Origin of the sequence: Bradyrhizobium sp. AUGA SZCCT0160 (assembly GCF_018130105.1) — a bacterium.
In the GTDB taxonomy this organism is placed as follows: domain Bacteria; phylum Pseudomonadota; class Alphaproteobacteria; order Rhizobiales; family Xanthobacteraceae; genus Bradyrhizobium.
The window spans coordinates 62,829-77,792 of record NZ_JAFCMD010000017.1; the positions used below are offsets into that span (position 1 = coordinate 62,829).

Genomic DNA, 14,964 nt, shown 5'->3' on the forward strand with positions numbered 1-14,964 from the left:
CAGGGCTGAAAACGCCCTTACAACGCTGAAAGCCGGCTCCGCCAAACGGCAACAGCGTTCGACATGACACTCAGGCGCGCACCTCCTGCCGTTGAAAGGCGACATAGGCGAGCGTGAACAACAGGATCATCGCGGCGACCAGAGCCGAAAGCTGCGGCCAGATGATCAGCGCGCTTTCCATCGTCGGCAAAGGCGCTCCGTACAATGCGCCCTGAAGCTGCGACATGAAAAATGGTCCAACTGAACGCGCTGCGGGGTCAAGCAATATGGCGGTGATTTCAGCATAGAGTGTTTGCGGCGAAAGCCGCGCGATTGATTGCTGAGCTTCAAATTGCGCAAGCACTGTAGAAGGATCGAGCGGATCCATTGGCGCGATGACGCCGGCAAGCAAGGGTGCGATCATTCCCCAAAAGACCGTGAGAATCAGCCACACTGATAACGCGGCGAGCGCCGACGTTGCCGGTGATCGAATGACAGCCGAAAATGCGATGGCGAGCGCAAGCCAAACGCCCGCGCAGGCAAGGGTCGCTGCGAGGTAGGCCAGACTGCGAACGACGTCGGCTGCCGTTGGTGGCAGTCCGAGAAACAGAATACCGAGCCCGGTCATTAGCAGCCACAGCGTAAGCAGCGCGATGGCGATGACAAGAAGTGCTCCGATAAACTTTCCGAATAGTACTGCGTCGCGATAGATCGGCTGTGCCAGCAGCCGGCTCATGGTGCGGCGGTTGTATTCGCCGTTGATCGCATCGAAGCCAAGCGCGATGGCTACCAGCGGTAGCAGGAAGCCGAGAAACGCGGCAAATGAAGGCAAGGGCTCGCGCGCCACCGTGAAAAGCTTCAGGAACAGATACGCGTCCTCGGCCGTGGTATCCTTGATGCGGCCGATCGCGCCATAGACCGCCCCGATCGCTGTCAACAGGACGAGGCCCATGATCAGGTGCAAGCGCGCGCTGGTCAAGTGATCGGCCGCCTCCTTGAGCGCAATGACGCCGACGCCGCGGAACGGAGAGCCCTCACGCACGATCATTGGTGAACCTCCCGGAAATACCGGCCATAGGCTTCATCGAGCCTAGCCCGACGCAGGTCGAGGTTGCGGAGCGCACCGCCTGCGGCGACGATCCGCTGCGCGAGCTGCGGCCGAACATCGCGCACGGCCTCGCATTGCCAATGCCCGTTCACCGCCATGACGTTCTTGACACCTTCGACGGTGGTAGCGAGCGCGGAAAGATCGATTCCCTCCGCCTCGACATCGATGACATATGTGCCACCGCCGATCTTGGCGGCCAGTTGCTCGATCGTTCCGAAGAAGCCAATCCTGCCCTTGTTGAAAAGCGCGATCCGGTGGCAGACGGTCTGAACAACATCGAGCATATGCGATGACAGCAGAATCGTCATCCCGCCGCGGCTGAGCTTCTGGATCAGGTCGAGCAGTTCCCGGGTCGATTGCGGATCCAGCCCAGAGGTCGGCTCGTCCAGGATGGCGATCCGGCATTGACGCATCAGCAGTTCGGAAATGCCGAGCCTCTGCCGCATGCCGCGCGAATATGTGGCGACCGGACGGTCGGCAACCTCGAGCAGGTGAACGGCGGCGAGAACGCTGTTGATGCGCTCGCCCACGACCCCGCGCGGGATAGCGGCAAGCCGAGCCATATACGTAAGGTTCTCGCGGCCCGTCATAGTCTCATAGAAGCCGACGGAATCCGGCAGATATCCGACCTCGCGCTTCACCTCGAGGGGCCGCCGCAACGGGTCCTTGCCGAGGATCTGGACGCTCCCCCGCGTGGATTCGGTCAGTCCCAGCAACATCAGAATCGTCGTCGTCTTGCCGGCGCCGTTCGGGCCAAGTAGACCGATCACCTCACCGGCGCGGACTTGCAGGTCGATGCCGTCCACGGCGACATGCGGACCATATTGCTTGGCAAGACCTTTCGCCTCGATAACGAATTCCTCGCTCATCGCCGTCCATACCGCATCACGGCGCCGCCGAGGACCAGCACGGCAGCGGCAATGACACCGAGCCCGGCAACGCCCCAAGTGGTTGAGGTTCGCACTGTCGTTCGAAATTGCACCGATTCGGACAGCCCGCCGCCGCCGCTGCGCAGCGTGACCATATAGTCCCCGGCAACCGCCCGCTCGGAAGGCTTGATTTTTACATTCACTTCTCGCGTCTGGTTCGGCGCGATGCTCGCGATCTGCTTCGGCTCGAAGGTGACGCTCCAGCCTGACGGCGGCGAAGCGGACATCTCGATATCGGTCGCAGGCGCCGACCCTCCATTGACAAGCGTGAAGGGGAAGCTCGATTCCTGTCCCGCGACGGCATCGCCGGAGAGGCGCTCCTGCGGACCGACCATTCGCAATTGCGGTTCACCGGTGACTTCCAGGCTCAATGTGGTCTCGGCGGATTTGTCACCGCCCGACAGACGTATCGCGATCGGATAACGGCCGGCAGCCGCGGCGCGTGAAGGCACGACGTCGAGCGTAATGTTTTCGGAACTGCCGGGGCTAATCGGCAGCCCGGTAATTTCCTCCGCGCCGTAACCTCGCTTGAATTTTGCCTGAAAGCCCTCGGGCGTTCGCGCCGACAGGTTAAACAGCGACTGATCGGAGCCGCCGTTAGTGGCCTTGATCCGGAAGCTGAAGGTCGAACGAGGCGTCCCGCGCAGGGCCGGCAGCTCAGGTTCCAGCGTGAGCTTGCCGGAAGCCGCTTCCGAAAGCCTGACGCTCAGAGGCAATGAGATCGTCTGTCCGTCCTGCCTGGCGTTGACCTTGAGCGCGAAAGTGCCGCCGGAGATGCCGACGGGTGGCTTCAGTTCGAGCGTAAGACGCTCGGTCTCGTCGGGGCCCACCATCACCGCCGAGACTTGTCTCCCACCGCCCTTGAATGCCGCTTCCCAGCCCTCCGGGACGCCCTCGAGGCCTAGCCCGAACCGTTGCGGGGGCTGGTGCGCGTTTCGGACGGAGATCTGGATTGATCCGGCCTCGCCCGGCTTCAGCGAGAATTCGGGATGCGGGGTCGTGATCCAAAGGCCGGTAAGGGGTGGGGAAGTTTCCGCGGCCAGAGAGGCAGCCGGACCGATCAAAGTCGCCAGTACGACGAACAGAAGAAAGCGCGCGCCGCGCGTGAACGATCTCATGGTATCCTCATTTTGTCCTTCGGGGTGCAAACCGATCCGCATCTTATCGGGCACCGCGCGGCTCTCTCCTTTCTTCCGCAGACCGCGTTAGCTACGCTTCATGCACGCTCCGTATGCAGAGCATCGGGCGAAATGCGTTGCACCCGGCAATTCGAATCCGCGATGTCATTGGCGGCCCCGACTTGAAGTCGCCGGACGAGAAACGACTTAGGGCGAACGTTGTTTTCGTCAAGACAGGCTGCGCGAACTTTTTGTCGCATCTCGAACAGACGCGTCGCTCATCGCCCTCTCGGGTCAACCCACGGCAGGGGCTTTTATCTCTGTCGCACAGGACCTCAACGTCACGCAGACCGGCACTCACCTCGTCGGCAGCCTGTCCAGGACTTCTTACGGCCATTTCTTAACCCCGCGTCCTCCGCCGGGGACTCATTCCCGGACCCCTGCACTGGCCACCGATAACAAAGGCCCCTTTTGCTTTGAAGGAACCATTCTAGCCCCCGTCTTTTGAATCGCTTTTAGTTGCGTGGAGTGGGTAATGCGTGAGTCACCCTCGATTGTCCCCGTCATAGACCAGGACGTCTATCTCGTGCTCGACGACTTCGGCCCAATGGGGTGTGCTTGGCGAGAGACAAACCTCGAAGACACTAGCCTTGAAGCTGTCATCGAGGATTTGTTGGAAGGCCAATACAGCAATCCGGTCCGCATCATTCGCTTTAATCTCGCGGAGGGCTGGGTACGTGACGTTTCCGAGGAAATAGCGAATAAACTGAGCCAGCGCTGCGCCGATCGCGGCGGCGAACTGCCCTATTCGCTGCATCAGTTCGTCGAGCAAACCGCACGGCGGTGAGCAACCTTAGTGCAACGCGTGAAGAGTATTGGCGCCCGACCCAAGCCCGACGGCTACCACCCTGCCCGCATCGCAGCGGACTGGGCGCGCCGACCCGGAAGCACCGGGCAGGAAAAGCGGGGACCGGCTAGTTGCGCGCCCTCATCGCTCAGGGTGTTTGAAACCTATTCGCATGCTCCTAGTTCATATGCTGTCGCGCGGATGGCTGGATCCTAACGAACGGATCGGGCCGACCGTTGCGCTGCCGGCACGCTGAGATTTTCAAACGAGATGTGAACATGAGAATTATGATCCATGCAGCCCGTGCGGAGTTCGATCGCATCAACAGCGGTTCGCAGCATGAAGAATAATACCCGTTTCAATGTCGGCTACGCGATCGCGGCGGTCGCTGCGATCCTTCTCATACAGTACATCGTTTCGGCAGCCAGCCAGGTCGCCATCATCCCTTACAGCGAATATCAGCAATTGCTGAAGCAGGGAAAGGTTGCGACGGTCGGGATATCCGATCGCATATTGCAGGGCACGCTGAAAGAGCCTTTGCCCAGCGGACAAAAGCAGTTCGCTACTACGCGCGTGGACCATGGGATCGCAGAGGAGCTCGAGAAAGCCGGCGTCATCTTCACCGGTCAGATCGAGAGCACTTTTATGCGCGACCTGTTGTCATGGGTCATGCCGGTGCTGCTGTTCTTCGGCCTGTGGTGGTATATCGGCAAGCGCGCCGCGGAGGGCGGAGGCTTTGGCGGCGGGCTGATGGCCATTGGCAAGAGCAAGGCGAAGATCTATGTCGAATCCAATACCGGCGTAACGTTCGCTGATGTTGCCGGCGTTGACGAGGCCAAGGACGAACTGCGCGAAATCGTCGATTTTCTCAAGAATCCGGCAGGGTATGGCCGGCTCGGTGGCCGGATGCCCAAGGGTGTGCTGCTGGTCGGACCGCCCGGCACCGGCAAGACGCTGTTGGCGAAGGCTATCGCCGGGGAGGCGAAGGTCCCGTTCTTCTCGATCTCCGGCTCGGAATTCGTCGAGATGTTCATCGGCGTCGGAGCGGCCCGAGTCCGCGATCTCTTTCAGCAGGCGCACCAGAAGGCTCCCGCCATCATCTTCATCGATGAGCTGGATGCCCTCGGCCGCGCCCGCGGCATCGGGGCGTTCGCCGGCGGCCATGACGAAAAGGAGCAGACCCTGAACCAGCTCCTGGTCGAACTCGACGGCTTCGACTCACGCTCAGGCCTCGTCATACTCGCCGCCACCAACCGCCCCGAGATCCTCGATCCGGCACTGCTGCGCGCAGGCCGCTTCGACCGCCAGGTGCTGGTGGACCGTCCGGACCGGAAGGGCCGCACCGAAATTCTCAAGGTGCACATGAAAAAGGTGCAGCTCGCGCCCGGCTTCGACGCCGAAGCCGTAGCGGCGATGACGCCCGGCTTCACTGGCGCCGACCTCGCCAATCTCGTCAATGAAGCCGCGCTACTGGCAACCCGCCGCGGGGCCGATGCGGTCGCGATGACCGATTTCAACAACGCAGTCGAGCGCATGGTCGCTGGGCTGGAAAAGCGCAACCGGTTGCTCAATCCCAAGGAACGCGAAATCGTGGCCTATCACGAAATGGGCCACGCCCTGATCGCGCTTTCATTGCCAGGCGTCGACCCCGTGCACAAGGTATCGATTATTCCAAGGGGGGTCGGAGCGCTCGGCTATACCATCCAGCGCCCGATCGAGGATCGCTTCCTGATGACCAAGGAAGAGTTGGAGAACAAGATGGCGGTCCTGCTGGGTGGCCGCGCAGCGGAACTGATCGTCTTCGAGCATCTATCGACAGGGGCGGCCGACGACCTTCGCCGCGTCACCGACATAGCCCGCAGTATGGTCACCCGCTACGGCATGTCGGAAAAGCTCGGCAGCATCGCCTACGACCGGGAGCCAGGCAATTTCCTCGCCGGCCCTGACCGGCCATATCCTGCGCGCGAACGCGAATACGCCGAAGAGACCGCCGCTGCGGTAGATCATGAGGTCCGCGCCATCATTGATCGGGTATTTCAGCGTGCGCAGAGCCTCTTGAAGGCGCGCCGCGCGATATTGGACCGGGCGGCCCGGACCCTATTGGAAAAGGAAACGTTCGAGCAGAGCGACCTCGATGCGCTGGTGCGGGAAACGCCCAAGGAGGGGCTACGGGCTGTCTAGGAGGTGGCCGCGCCGCAATCTCGCGGGAGTTTCTCTAACGAGAAATCAACCCGTCATTTGGCGGCTCCGCGCAGTCAGCCACGAGGTCGGCAGACAAATTCTCGGCTTCCTGTTGAAACCAGATCGCGATTTGCTCTTTCTTCATTTGCCAAAGGCGGTCCGGGCGCGTTGGTCGGAACTGGCCCCAGTGATAACCGCGATAAGGGTCGAGCGTGCATATTTGGAAAGGATCGATGTGCACCACGTTTCAGCGGACCTTACTGGCCGCGATCATCGCTCTGACGATTGGATTATCTTTGCGCTCGAACGCGGAAGGCACTCGAGTTCGCATCAATATTTTCGGCTTGGGCGCCGAGCGCTGCGATATCCTTCAGTCAGCTCAGGACCGTAAACGAGAAATCACTCTGTGGATTGAGGGATTTTCGAGCGGGTTGAACTATGTGGCGGCGGCGAGCGACCAGAAACAATCTACCGCAGATACGGATACGATGATGGCCGAGGTGGAAAGGGCTTGCCGCCGAAAACCATCTCAAATTTTGGCGACGGCCGCTTGGACCGCCTTTCTGACGCTAAACGAAAGGTAAGAGCTGGAGAATTTTTTAACGAACACCTTTCCTCTGCGCCCAACACGTGACATTCGACCGCCAGCTCAGCGTGCCCTGGTCACCTGCGAACTGCCCATTTGGCCGCCTCCCCCCGGATCAAGCCGCGTCGGTTGACCGGTCCCGGATATCAGAGAAGCCAAACCACGCGCACGGGAGAGCGACGCCGCAAAGAAGGGCCATCGGAAAGAAGGCCGTGGCGCCAAACCTGGCATAGAGAATCCCTGACAACAAAATCAGTGCGGCAGTCGCCAAAGCTGAGCCAAAGGCATAAAGGGCTTGGGCCGTTCCGGCCGTCCCGCTTGGAACTAGTGAGGCCATCATACGCATGCATGCAAGATGAAGCAGGGCGAAGGTCAATCCGTGTAGCGGCTGTAGAATTGAGAGCACTAGAACGGAGGTGCTCACGCCCTCGATGGACCACCGTATGATTCCAGCCGCGGCGGCCAGAGCAGCCGCACCACGCGCGCCGAACCGATCGAGCAAGGCCGGACCAACTAGAAAAAACACGATGACTTCTGCCGCTACCGCGTCCGACCACAGGACGCTTATGATCGAGGTATCGATGCCAGCAGCACTCCACCTGATCACAGCAAATGCGTCGTGCATTGCGTGGCTCCCGTAGACCAGAGCTGAAACTAAAACCAGGAACCGAAACCTCGGGATCTTAAGAAGCCCACGCAGATCGGCGAGGACGGGTGGTCCGTCATGAGGTGCCGGCTGAATAGTAACGCGGGGCAGCAGTGCTGTTGCCCCGGCTGCCGCCGCCAGAAGGGCCACATTCATCCAGATGATCGGGGTAAGATCGTGGTGGCTTACTAACTGTCCGATGACCAGCGTTCCCAATACGAATGCCGCCGACCCAGAGCCACGTATCCAGCCATATTCAAAGGGCTTTCCTGCGATCTCAGGCTTTGCGGCGTTAACTGATAACGCGTCGGCAATCGACGTCGTGGGGGTAAGTGCTGCAGCTTGAACTAGAGCAATAAGGAACAGTAACCAAAAGGTATTTGCCAACAAGAATGCGGCGGCTGTAGCAGCTGCCAGCGCAGCGCAGGTTGCAAGCAGAAGGCGTAATGATCCCAAAAGATCGGCCAGAATTCCTACCAACGGGCCAGCGGCAAGGCGCACTAAGATTGCAGCCCCTAGTATCAGACCGATTTGCTGAGGAGTTAGAGCTCGCGTTTCGAAAAATTTTGGCCAAAAGGGCGACGCCACGCCAAACGCAGCGTAGAGCGTGACGTAAAGAACAATGTACGCGATCGGTCTACTGATGCGCACGGCGGCTACCCAAAAGGGCCTCGTTCGTGGATGCGACACGAGCAAGAGATTGCATACTACATCAGATCTGCACAATTTGCGCGGACGCACCTCTGCGGGAGTCCACCGGGGAGCCCTGCCTTAGGAACTGTGGCGATAGCTGGAGTAGGATTTTCGGCTTCAGCGATCCCCAGAGCCGGCGCGCGGTTGCATCTGAGGATTGAAACGACGCTCGCTCTTTCTAATTTAAGTGTATGCGCAAAACGCCTTGAGGCAGGCGCCAGAAGTGACTTTGGCAGCGGGCCAATCCATTGATATCCGCGCGGCGCCTCGACGTCCCTCCGCTGCCTCTGTCGGCAAGGGTCCGCGCGACAAGGTGCCGCTGGTTGGCACGGCAACGCTCCCCTCTCATCCCGCGCAAGCGGTTCATTCCCGTGGCTAACGGTCAGGAGATTCGCCGTTGGAACCTGCAGCGGGCCATAAGACTTTATCCGATTTACGGGAGCTGCGAAAAGTGCCCCATTCGGAAGCGCATAAGCTTCGGAGACAAGTCTCCACATTGTCCGAGTTCGGCAAGCAAGCTTTGCGCAGCGATGACATAGACGGCCTTTTACAAGAGGCAACCAGGCTGGTCTCTGATGCCATCGATGTTGAGCTAGTGAAAGTGCTGGAGCTCGTCCCAGGCGGCGAGAATTTGCTGGTACGCGCCGGGGTCAACTGGAACCCCGGCGTGGTAGGGCACGCCGAAATACCCGCGCATGAGGGCTCGCCGGCCGGATATGCCCTGCACACGAACCAGCCGGTGATCACAGAAGATACCGAACGGGAGGATCGGTTCGAAATTCCCGAGCTCCTGATCGAGCATCGCGTCAGGAGCACCGTCAATGTTGTTATTCGTGGTGAGGGCGGCCCATTTGGTGTGCTTGAGGTTGACTCGCGGCAGCTCCGGAAATTCGAGCAAGACGATATCGATTTTCTTCAGAACTACGCCAATCTATTGGCTTCCGCTATCGACCGAGTGAGGATCCAGCGAGAATTGGCGGAGCGAGCACTCAGGCAGGAAATGCTCGGTCACGAGCTTCAGCATCGCATCAACAACATGCTGGCGACCATCCAAGCCATCGCCCGGAGGACGCGCGCCAAGAGCCAGAACCTTGACGAGTTTGCAAAAGCTTTTGAGGACAGATTGGCTACGATTGCGCGCACTCATGCTTTATTAAGCCGGACCAATACGAGCACGATCGATATCCGCGAGCTTCTCTCGCAGGAGCTCTCGGTGCACGGCGCTATCGAAGGCGAGAACCTTAGTCAATGCGGCCCGGCAATTTCGATTCCTGCAAAACAGGCCGAGGTGTTGTCGATGGCAATACACGAGCTTGCCACAAACGCCGTTAAGCACGGCGCGCTGTCCACGGAGAACGGTCATATTGAGATATCGTGGGACGCTCATGATCGCGGCCATGAAAATGAGTTCCAACTCCGTTGGCGCGAGCGCGCGAGCCCAATCGCACACCAGCCGGCCCGGCGGGGCTTCGGTTCGGAGTTTCTTGAGAAATCGATACCGCATATGTTGCACGGGCAATTCGAGCGAACGTTCGGTTCCGATGGAATAGAATGCACCGTCTCATTTTTGTTGGACCAGAGCGATAAATGAGCAGAGCGCATTCATCCATACGGTGGGGCCGCCAGCTCCGTGGCGACGCGCCTCACAATTCAGGCGCCGTATAAAGACGGCCGGCGGCCAGTCTCCTGCGATAAAGCTATCGACAATAACTATTCTCGCTTGGTCGCTGATCCGCCGGCACCACACCGAGCAACGGACCAAGCCTTGGTTTTTCCAAGCACCTATACAAGCCGAGCGCCTCGGATACCATCGAATATGAATTGAACCGCAAGGGTAGCCAGAATAACGCCGGCAAGTCTCGCCAACACATTGGAGCCGGTAGCCTTCAGTACCCGGTGCAAGACGTCGGTGAAGATCATCCCAAAGTACGTTAGCAAAAGGCAAAGCAGCATAGCCGCCAATACTATCACTGAGCCGACCGGATCACCGGCGGCTTGCCCCATAAGTAGCACGACCGCCGTGAGGCCGGCCGGTCCGGCGATGACCGGGAACGCCAGGGGGAAAATCGCGATGTCGCCTGGCTCCAATGCCTCGCGCCGTTCAAGTGCAGTGAGCGAGGACAGGCCCGAAGGATGGGCGAAGATCATCTGGATGGCCTGCAACAACAGCAAGATGCCACCTGCAACTCGAAAGGCATCCAGGGAAACCCGCAGTGCTTCCAACAGCCGGTTGCCGAAGAGCGCAAAACCCAACAGGACTATTCCGGCGATCAGCACGGCCTGCCATGCTAACCGAAACCGTTCCGGCCGGTGAACACCTGCCGTCAGGCCACCAAACACGATCGCCGTATCGATCGGTCCGATCGCTACGAATAAAGTTGCAAAGGCGGTGATCGTAAAATCCGAGAGCATGACGGGCGTCTCGCGCGATCTTTGCGAGGAGAAAGAGATCGCAGCTTTCCAGCGGCAAAGGACAAGGGAGGCCGGCAGAGCCTCCCTTGCCAGCATCAAGCCGTCACGCGGGGGTCGCTCTGGTGCATATACCAGAGCCGCAAAGCCGCAACAGCCGCCACCAGGATTCCGGCGGTGACGTGGAGCGGCGTGACGTTTGCGTTAGGCGAGAAATGCATCACCCACGGTGACACCGCGACCCAAACACCGGCGGCGAGAGTTAACCACTCCGGCCACTCCGCAAACACTGCCAGGGCTGCTACAGCAAGCGCGGCGATCACGATGCCACTTAGCCAGGCGTTCCAGTTCATCGGGCTTTCAGCGGAGAACCCCACGGCCCAAGGGGAAAAGAACAGGCCCAGGCCGATCACAAGATTTGCCACATCAGCGATCATATCTTTTTTCCAGACGGTGTTCATGGCTCAACTCCTTACATAGCTCCTTTCACTCTCAATCCGAGATCAGCCGAAACCCGTGATCGGTCCGGCTGGGTTGATCGAAGACAAACCGCCGGTGCGGACGAGCGCGCGAGCACCCGCCGGCTCCGCGGTTACTTGCCGTTGATGGCAATCCGTTTCACCTTCTGCTGTTCGCTCGGCAACTTCGCCAACGTTACGGTGAGAACGCCATCCTTGAACGACGCTGCGACCTTGTCCGGATCGACGTCATCGATCGGGATGGAGCGCTCAAAGCGCCCGTAGTAGCGCTCGCTGAAGCGACGCTCCTTGTCCTCGGTCTCGCTCTTCTTCTCACCGCTGATGGTCAATAGACCGTCCCTCAGTTCGACATTGACGTCCTTCTCCTGGAGACCGGGAAGTTCGGCGACGACCTTGACTTCCTTTTCGGTCTCGTTGAGTTCGACGCTTGGCCAACCCATCGCCTGCGAACTGAACGGAGCGATGTCGAACGAGCGGAACGCATCGTCGAAAAGCCGATTCATCTCACGGTGAAGTGCGAGGAACGGATTGGGCTCGTTGCGATGCAGACTGAGATCACGAGACCCATTGTTCCACGGTATGAGATCGCGTAGTGCCATATTGTCCTCCGTTCAGATTTATTACCCGCGCGGGGCACGCCCGCGCACAGGTGGCCGACCGCCTTGAACGGAAACCCGTTAGGCCGCCTGCTTCTGCTCGATTTGCTGGTTTCGTGCCGGCGACTTCGATCGCAATACGACGCGGCTTCATCGCCTCCGGCACTTCCCGAACCAGTGCGACACCAAGAGAACTAGAGGCATTCGGCTTGGTTTCAAGATCCCAGTCGGCGCGCGTATTGCAATTTTCGACACCGGCAAAGCGATCAGGATTGCGGCCTGAACCGTCCCCACAGTGGAGTGACCGACATTTCGGAAACCCATAACTCGATCAAGCGCGGGATCCCCCGGGCGTTCGGACCCCCGCTGCCGCTTTCCTTATTCCGCGGTCGGAGGCCTCCCACAGCCCGTCCTCCTTCGCACGGGATGCGGTAGCTTGCGACCAGCCACGCTATGCCATGCCGCGCCAGCCCAGCGCACGCCACACAACCGGTCCCGCCGCAAGTCGCCACGTCATTCAAATCTTGAAGGAACTTTTCGGGCGCCACGACATTTTTTGGACGCCGGCGGCATGAGACGCTTGGGCGCCCTTTCTGGGCCCAAGTGCATGCCCGGCAGCTCGAACCCCACTTTGCTCTGAGGAGGAATTGGAAATGAGCACCCTCTCAATCGTATCAAATCTGCCTCCGCTTCACTCGGAAGGCGGACTCCCCCGCTACCTCGCCGCCATTCGCAAGTTTCCGCTGCTGGATCCGGCCGACGAGGCGATGTACGCGCGCCGTTGGCGAGAGGACGGCGATCGCGAAGCAGCCTATCGCCTGGTGACCAGTCACCTTCGGCTGGCCGCGAAGCTCGCCCTTCGATATCGCGGCTATGGCCTTCCCGTCGCCGACCTTATCTCGGAGGCAAATGTCGGCCTGATGCTGGCGGTCAAGCGGTTCAAACCCGAAAAAGGCGTTCGGCTTGCCACCTATGCGATGTGGTGGATCAAGGCGACCCTTCATGAGTACGTTCTGAAATCCTGGTCCTTAGTGAAAATCGGCACCACGGCGGCCCAGAAGAAGTTGTTTTTCAAGCTCCGGAAACTCAAGAGCCAGATTTCGGCAGGCGAGGAAGCCGACCTGTCGCCGGACCAAGTTGGTTACATCGCCGAACAGCTGCAGGTCCTTCCCCGCGAGGTCGTCGAGATGAATGGCAGGATCCGAGGCGACATTTCGCTCAACTTGCCGCTGACCCAGCAGGATGGCGCCGAGCAAATGCAAGACTGCCTTGTTGATCCGTCGCCAGACCCCGAAACCCTGTTATCCGAAAGGAACGATCGCGAACAGGTCCAGTCCGCACTAGAAGAGGCACTGGCCGCCCTGTCTTCCCGCGAGCGTTACATCATCGAAGGACGCTTTTTGGCGGAACGCCCAAAGACATTGGATGAACTCCGCCCGACCTTCGGCGTGTCGCGCGAACGGATCCGCCAGATCGAAGTTCGTGCGCTGCAAAAGATCAGAAGCGCACTGAGCGCCCGGCTCGATAGGACGCTCCTGCCGATCGGTGAACCGCAATGACGGAGAGACGAGATGAGAATCGCGCAGATCGCTCCGCTATTCGAGAGCGTTCCGCCTCGGCTCTACGGCGGAACGGAGCGGGTCGTTTCATATCTGACCGAGGAACTTGTCCGGCAAGGACACCAGGTGACCCTGTTCGCGAGCGGAGATTCCATCACCTCCGCCGAGCTGGTGCCCTGCATCCCGTGTGCATTGCGCCTCGATCCAAAGGTACGCGACCCCCTGCCCCACTACATGGTCATGCTCGACAAGGTCGCCGAGCGCGCCGGCGAGTTCGACGTTCTGCACTTCCACATCGACTACCTGCATTTCCCGCATTTCCGGTCTGAGCGCGGTAGGACCTTGACCACGCTTCATGGCAGGCAGGACCTCGCCGACCACATGCCGTTCTACAGCCGGTTTGCCGACATGCCGTTGGTTTCGATTTCGAACGCGCAGCGGGCGCCGTTGCCGGGCGCGAACTTCGTCACAACCGTCCATCATGGACTGCCGACGGATATTCTCACCCCGACTTACGACTCACGAGGCGGTTACCTTGCTTTTCTGGGGCGCATCTCCCCTGAGAAACGGCCCGACCGCGCGATCGCCATTGCGCGGCAAGCCGGTCTTCCCCTCAAGATTGCGGCAAAGGTCGACAAGGCGGACGACGTCTACTTCCGCGACGTCATTGCGCCGCTGCTAGAGGGACCGGGAATCGAGTTCGTCGGCGAGATCAACGAGAATGCCAAGAGCGAGTTTCTCGGCCAGGCGGCCGGTTTGCTGTTTCCCATCGACTGGCCCGAGCCGTTCGGGCTGGTCATGATCGAAGCGATGGCATGCGGCACGCCGGTGCTCGCGTTTCGCTGCGGCTCCGTCCCCGAGATCGTCAAGGATGGGGTGACGGGACACATCGTGTCCGACGTCGACCAGGCCGTGCAGGCCATTCCCAATTTGCTGGCGCTCGACCGCAGGACCATCCGTTCCAGATTCGAGGAGCGCTTCTCCGCGGCCCGCATGGCGACTGATTATGTCCGGGCCTACCAGAAGATACTACGCAGGAACGCGGCGCCGGACCGCCAAATTTTGGCACGCGCCGCACGTTCGGCGGCACCAATCGACACGGCGTGGACGCCCGTTCCCGAGGTGGCGCGCAGGGGGAACTGAAAACGGTAGTCGGCGGCTAGAGTTTGTCGTCCAATGTCTGGTCACGGCGCGACCCATTGTCCGCTTGCCACCCGTCCGTAAACGCCCACATTTTTCCGTTGAGAGCGCGGACTCCGACGCGCCCGGAAACGAGACCGGCGCTTAGGAGCACTTGAATGGGAGAGGCAGGTGGGCAAGGAACGAAGAAGCGAAAAGGAACTGCGCCAGATGATGTTGGCCGCCGCCCGCCAGCACGAGGACTGCGGCGATCTGGAAGACCTTTTCATATTTGGTCCCGCGCCACGCCGGGACGCCAACTGGGGTTTCGGGATCGCTGGCAAGGAGAACAAGGTGTCCGTGGCTTGCTACAAGCGCCTCGACCAGATCGCCAGCGATCTTCAGCAGAAATACGAACTGCACCCCGTCAAGGCTGGCCGGCGCGATATCGAAGCGAGGGTGTGGTCGTTGGTCCACGACCACCCCACGCTCGCCGCGTCGCTGTCGCGCGAAGGCGGTGCCTACGACCTCGCTACATTCAGGCCACTGAACGGGCGGCCGAATTGGACAATGGAATGGACCACCGACGATCAGTCCGCCAAGGCCGCATTCGATAGGATCGTCCGGTCCGTTCAGACGCAAATCGAACTCGAATAACCGTCTCGCGCTTCGGCACCCTTTCACCAGGTGCCGCAGCATCGGGCGCGTTGGAACG

At 60.1% G+C, this 14,964-nt stretch carries 14 protein-coding genes; 7 read left to right on the top strand and 7 right to left on the bottom strand.

Annotated elements, in window-relative coordinates:
- Nucleotides 1-70 precede the first annotated feature (70 nt).
- From JQ558_RS24910 to JQ558_RS24920, 3 genes are read right to left on the bottom strand one after another with little or no spacing between them, the layout of a single operon-like run.
- Nucleotides 71-1,027: an ABC transporter permease gene (locus JQ558_RS24910; RefSeq protein WP_212208402.1), complete on the bottom strand. Its 957-nt coding sequence runs from the start codon at nucleotides 1,025-1,027 to the stop codon at nucleotides 71-73.
- Nucleotides 1,024-1,956 carry an ABC transporter ATP-binding protein gene (locus tag JQ558_RS24915; RefSeq protein ID WP_212208401.1) on the bottom strand — a complete coding sequence of 311 codons (933 nt, stop codon included), beginning with the start codon at nucleotides 1,954-1,956 and terminating at the stop codon, nucleotides 1,024-1,026. The genes JQ558_RS24910 and JQ558_RS24915 overlap by 4 nt, the downstream gene beginning before the upstream one ends.
- Nucleotides 1,953-3,134, bottom strand: a complete 1,182-nt coding sequence (locus JQ558_RS24920; protein ID WP_212208400.1) for an NEW3 domain-containing protein — start codon at nucleotides 3,132-3,134, stop codon at nucleotides 1,953-1,955. Before JQ558_RS24920 ends, JQ558_RS24915 begins: the two co-directional genes overlap by 4 nt.
- A 535-nt stretch (nucleotides 3,135-3,669) precedes the next feature.
- Between JQ558_RS24920 and JQ558_RS24925 the strand changes: the two genes are divergently transcribed.
- From JQ558_RS24925 to JQ558_RS24935, 3 genes are all read left to right on the top strand, one after another.
- Entirely contained in the window at nucleotides 3,670-3,981 is a 312-nt protein-coding gene (locus JQ558_RS24925; RefSeq protein ID WP_212208399.1) for a hypothetical protein, read from the top strand.
- A 339-nt stretch (nucleotides 3,982-4,320) separates the two neighbouring features.
- Nucleotides 4,321-6,162 carry an ATP-dependent zinc metalloprotease FtsH gene (ftsH, locus tag JQ558_RS24930; protein ID WP_212275172.1) on the top strand — a complete coding sequence of 614 codons (1,842 nt, stop codon included), beginning with the start codon at nucleotides 4,321-4,323 and terminating at the stop codon, nucleotides 6,160-6,162.
- Between the two features lie 233 nt (nucleotides 6,163-6,395).
- Nucleotides 6,396-6,746, top strand: coding sequence for a hypothetical protein (locus JQ558_RS24935; RefSeq protein ID WP_212208397.1), 351 nt, complete (start codon nucleotides 6,396-6,398; stop codon nucleotides 6,744-6,746).
- Nucleotides 6,747-6,863: 117 nt separating this feature from the next.
- Here the strand turns inward: JQ558_RS24935 and JQ558_RS24940 are convergent, their stop codons facing one another.
- The gene (locus tag JQ558_RS24940; protein WP_212295484.1) at nucleotides 6,864-8,045 is read right to left on the bottom strand and encodes an MFS transporter; all 1,182 of its coding nucleotides are present in this window, start codon (nucleotides 8,043-8,045) and stop codon (nucleotides 6,864-6,866) included.
- Between the two features lie 538 nt (nucleotides 8,046-8,583).
- Here JQ558_RS24940 and JQ558_RS24945 point away from each other — a divergent pair.
- On the top strand, nucleotides 8,584-9,678 hold the full coding sequence (locus JQ558_RS24945; protein ID WP_212208395.1) for a sensor histidine kinase: 1,095 nt from the start codon (nucleotides 8,584-8,586) through the stop codon (nucleotides 9,676-9,678).
- 191 nt (nucleotides 9,679-9,869) lie between these two features.
- Here the strand turns inward: JQ558_RS24945 and JQ558_RS24950 are convergent, their stop codons facing one another.
- From JQ558_RS24950 to JQ558_RS24960, 3 genes are all read right to left on the bottom strand, one after another.
- A complete protein-coding gene (locus JQ558_RS24950; protein WP_212208394.1) occupies nucleotides 9,870-10,499 on the bottom strand; it encodes a MarC family protein in 630 nt (209 codons plus the stop codon).
- 95 nt (nucleotides 10,500-10,594) lie between these two features.
- Nucleotides 10,595-10,957, bottom strand: a complete 363-nt coding sequence (locus JQ558_RS24955; protein WP_212208393.1) for an SPW repeat protein — start codon at nucleotides 10,955-10,957, stop codon at nucleotides 10,595-10,597.
- Nucleotides 10,958-11,088: 131 nt separating this feature from the next.
- Complete coding sequence (locus JQ558_RS24960; RefSeq protein WP_212208392.1) at nucleotides 11,089-11,574, bottom strand: Hsp20/alpha crystallin family protein; 486 nt, start codon at nucleotides 11,572-11,574, stop codon at nucleotides 11,089-11,091.
- Nucleotides 11,575-12,224: 650 nt separating this feature from the next.
- Here JQ558_RS24960 and rpoH point away from each other — a divergent pair.
- The 3 genes from rpoH to JQ558_RS24975 all read left to right on the top strand — a co-directional run bounded on the left by rpoH (nucleotide 12,225) and on the right by JQ558_RS24975 (nucleotide 14,906).
- The gene (gene rpoH / locus JQ558_RS24965) at nucleotides 12,225-13,130 is read left to right on the top strand and encodes an RNA polymerase sigma factor RpoH (RefSeq protein WP_212208391.1); all 906 of its coding nucleotides are present in this window, start codon (nucleotides 12,225-12,227) and stop codon (nucleotides 13,128-13,130) included.
- A 12-nt stretch (nucleotides 13,131-13,142) separates the two neighbouring features.
- Nucleotides 13,143-14,273 carry a glycosyltransferase family 4 protein gene (locus JQ558_RS24970; RefSeq protein ID WP_212275169.1) on the top strand — a complete coding sequence of 377 codons (1,131 nt, stop codon included), beginning with the start codon at nucleotides 13,143-13,145 and terminating at the stop codon, nucleotides 14,271-14,273.
- Between the two features lie 168 nt (nucleotides 14,274-14,441).
- Nucleotides 14,442-14,906: a hypothetical protein gene (locus JQ558_RS24975; protein WP_212208389.1), complete on the top strand. Its 465-nt coding sequence runs from the start codon at nucleotides 14,442-14,444 to the stop codon at nucleotides 14,904-14,906.
- Nucleotides 14,907-14,964 lie beyond the last annotated feature (58 nt).

Coding starts and splice junctions, on each gene's coding strand:
- JQ558_RS24920 (WP_212208400.1), bottom strand. CDS start 3,134: ATGAGATCGTTCACGCGCGGCGCGCGCTTTCTTCTGTTCGTCGTACTG.
- ftsH (WP_212275172.1), top strand. CDS start 4,321: ATGAAGAATAATACCCGTTTCAATGTCGGCTACGCGATCGCGGCGGTC.
- JQ558_RS24910 (WP_212208402.1), bottom strand. CDS start 1,027: ATGATCGTGCGTGAGGGCTCTCCGTTCCGCGGCGTCGGCGTCATTGCG.
- rpoH (WP_212208391.1), top strand. CDS start 12,225: ATGAGCACCCTCTCAATCGTATCAAATCTGCCTCCGCTTCACTCGGAA.
- JQ558_RS24960 (WP_212208392.1), bottom strand. CDS start 11,574: ATGGCACTACGCGATCTCATACCGTGGAACAATGGGTCTCGTGATCTC.
- JQ558_RS24955 (WP_212208393.1), bottom strand. CDS start 10,957: ATGAACACCGTCTGGAAAAAAGATATGATCGCTGATGTGGCAAATCTT.
- JQ558_RS24915 (WP_212208401.1), bottom strand. CDS start 1,956: ATGAGCGAGGAATTCGTTATCGAGGCGAAAGGTCTTGCCAAGCAATAT.
- JQ558_RS24925 (WP_212208399.1), top strand. CDS start 3,670: ATGCGTGAGTCACCCTCGATTGTCCCCGTCATAGACCAGGACGTCTAT.
- JQ558_RS24935 (WP_212208397.1), top strand. CDS start 6,396: ATGTGCACCACGTTTCAGCGGACCTTACTGGCCGCGATCATCGCTCTG.
- JQ558_RS24950 (WP_212208394.1), bottom strand. CDS start 10,499: ATGCTCTCGGATTTTACGATCACCGCCTTTGCAACTTTATTCGTAGCG.
- JQ558_RS24970 (WP_212275169.1), top strand. CDS start 13,143: ATGAGAATCGCGCAGATCGCTCCGCTATTCGAGAGCGTTCCGCCTCGG.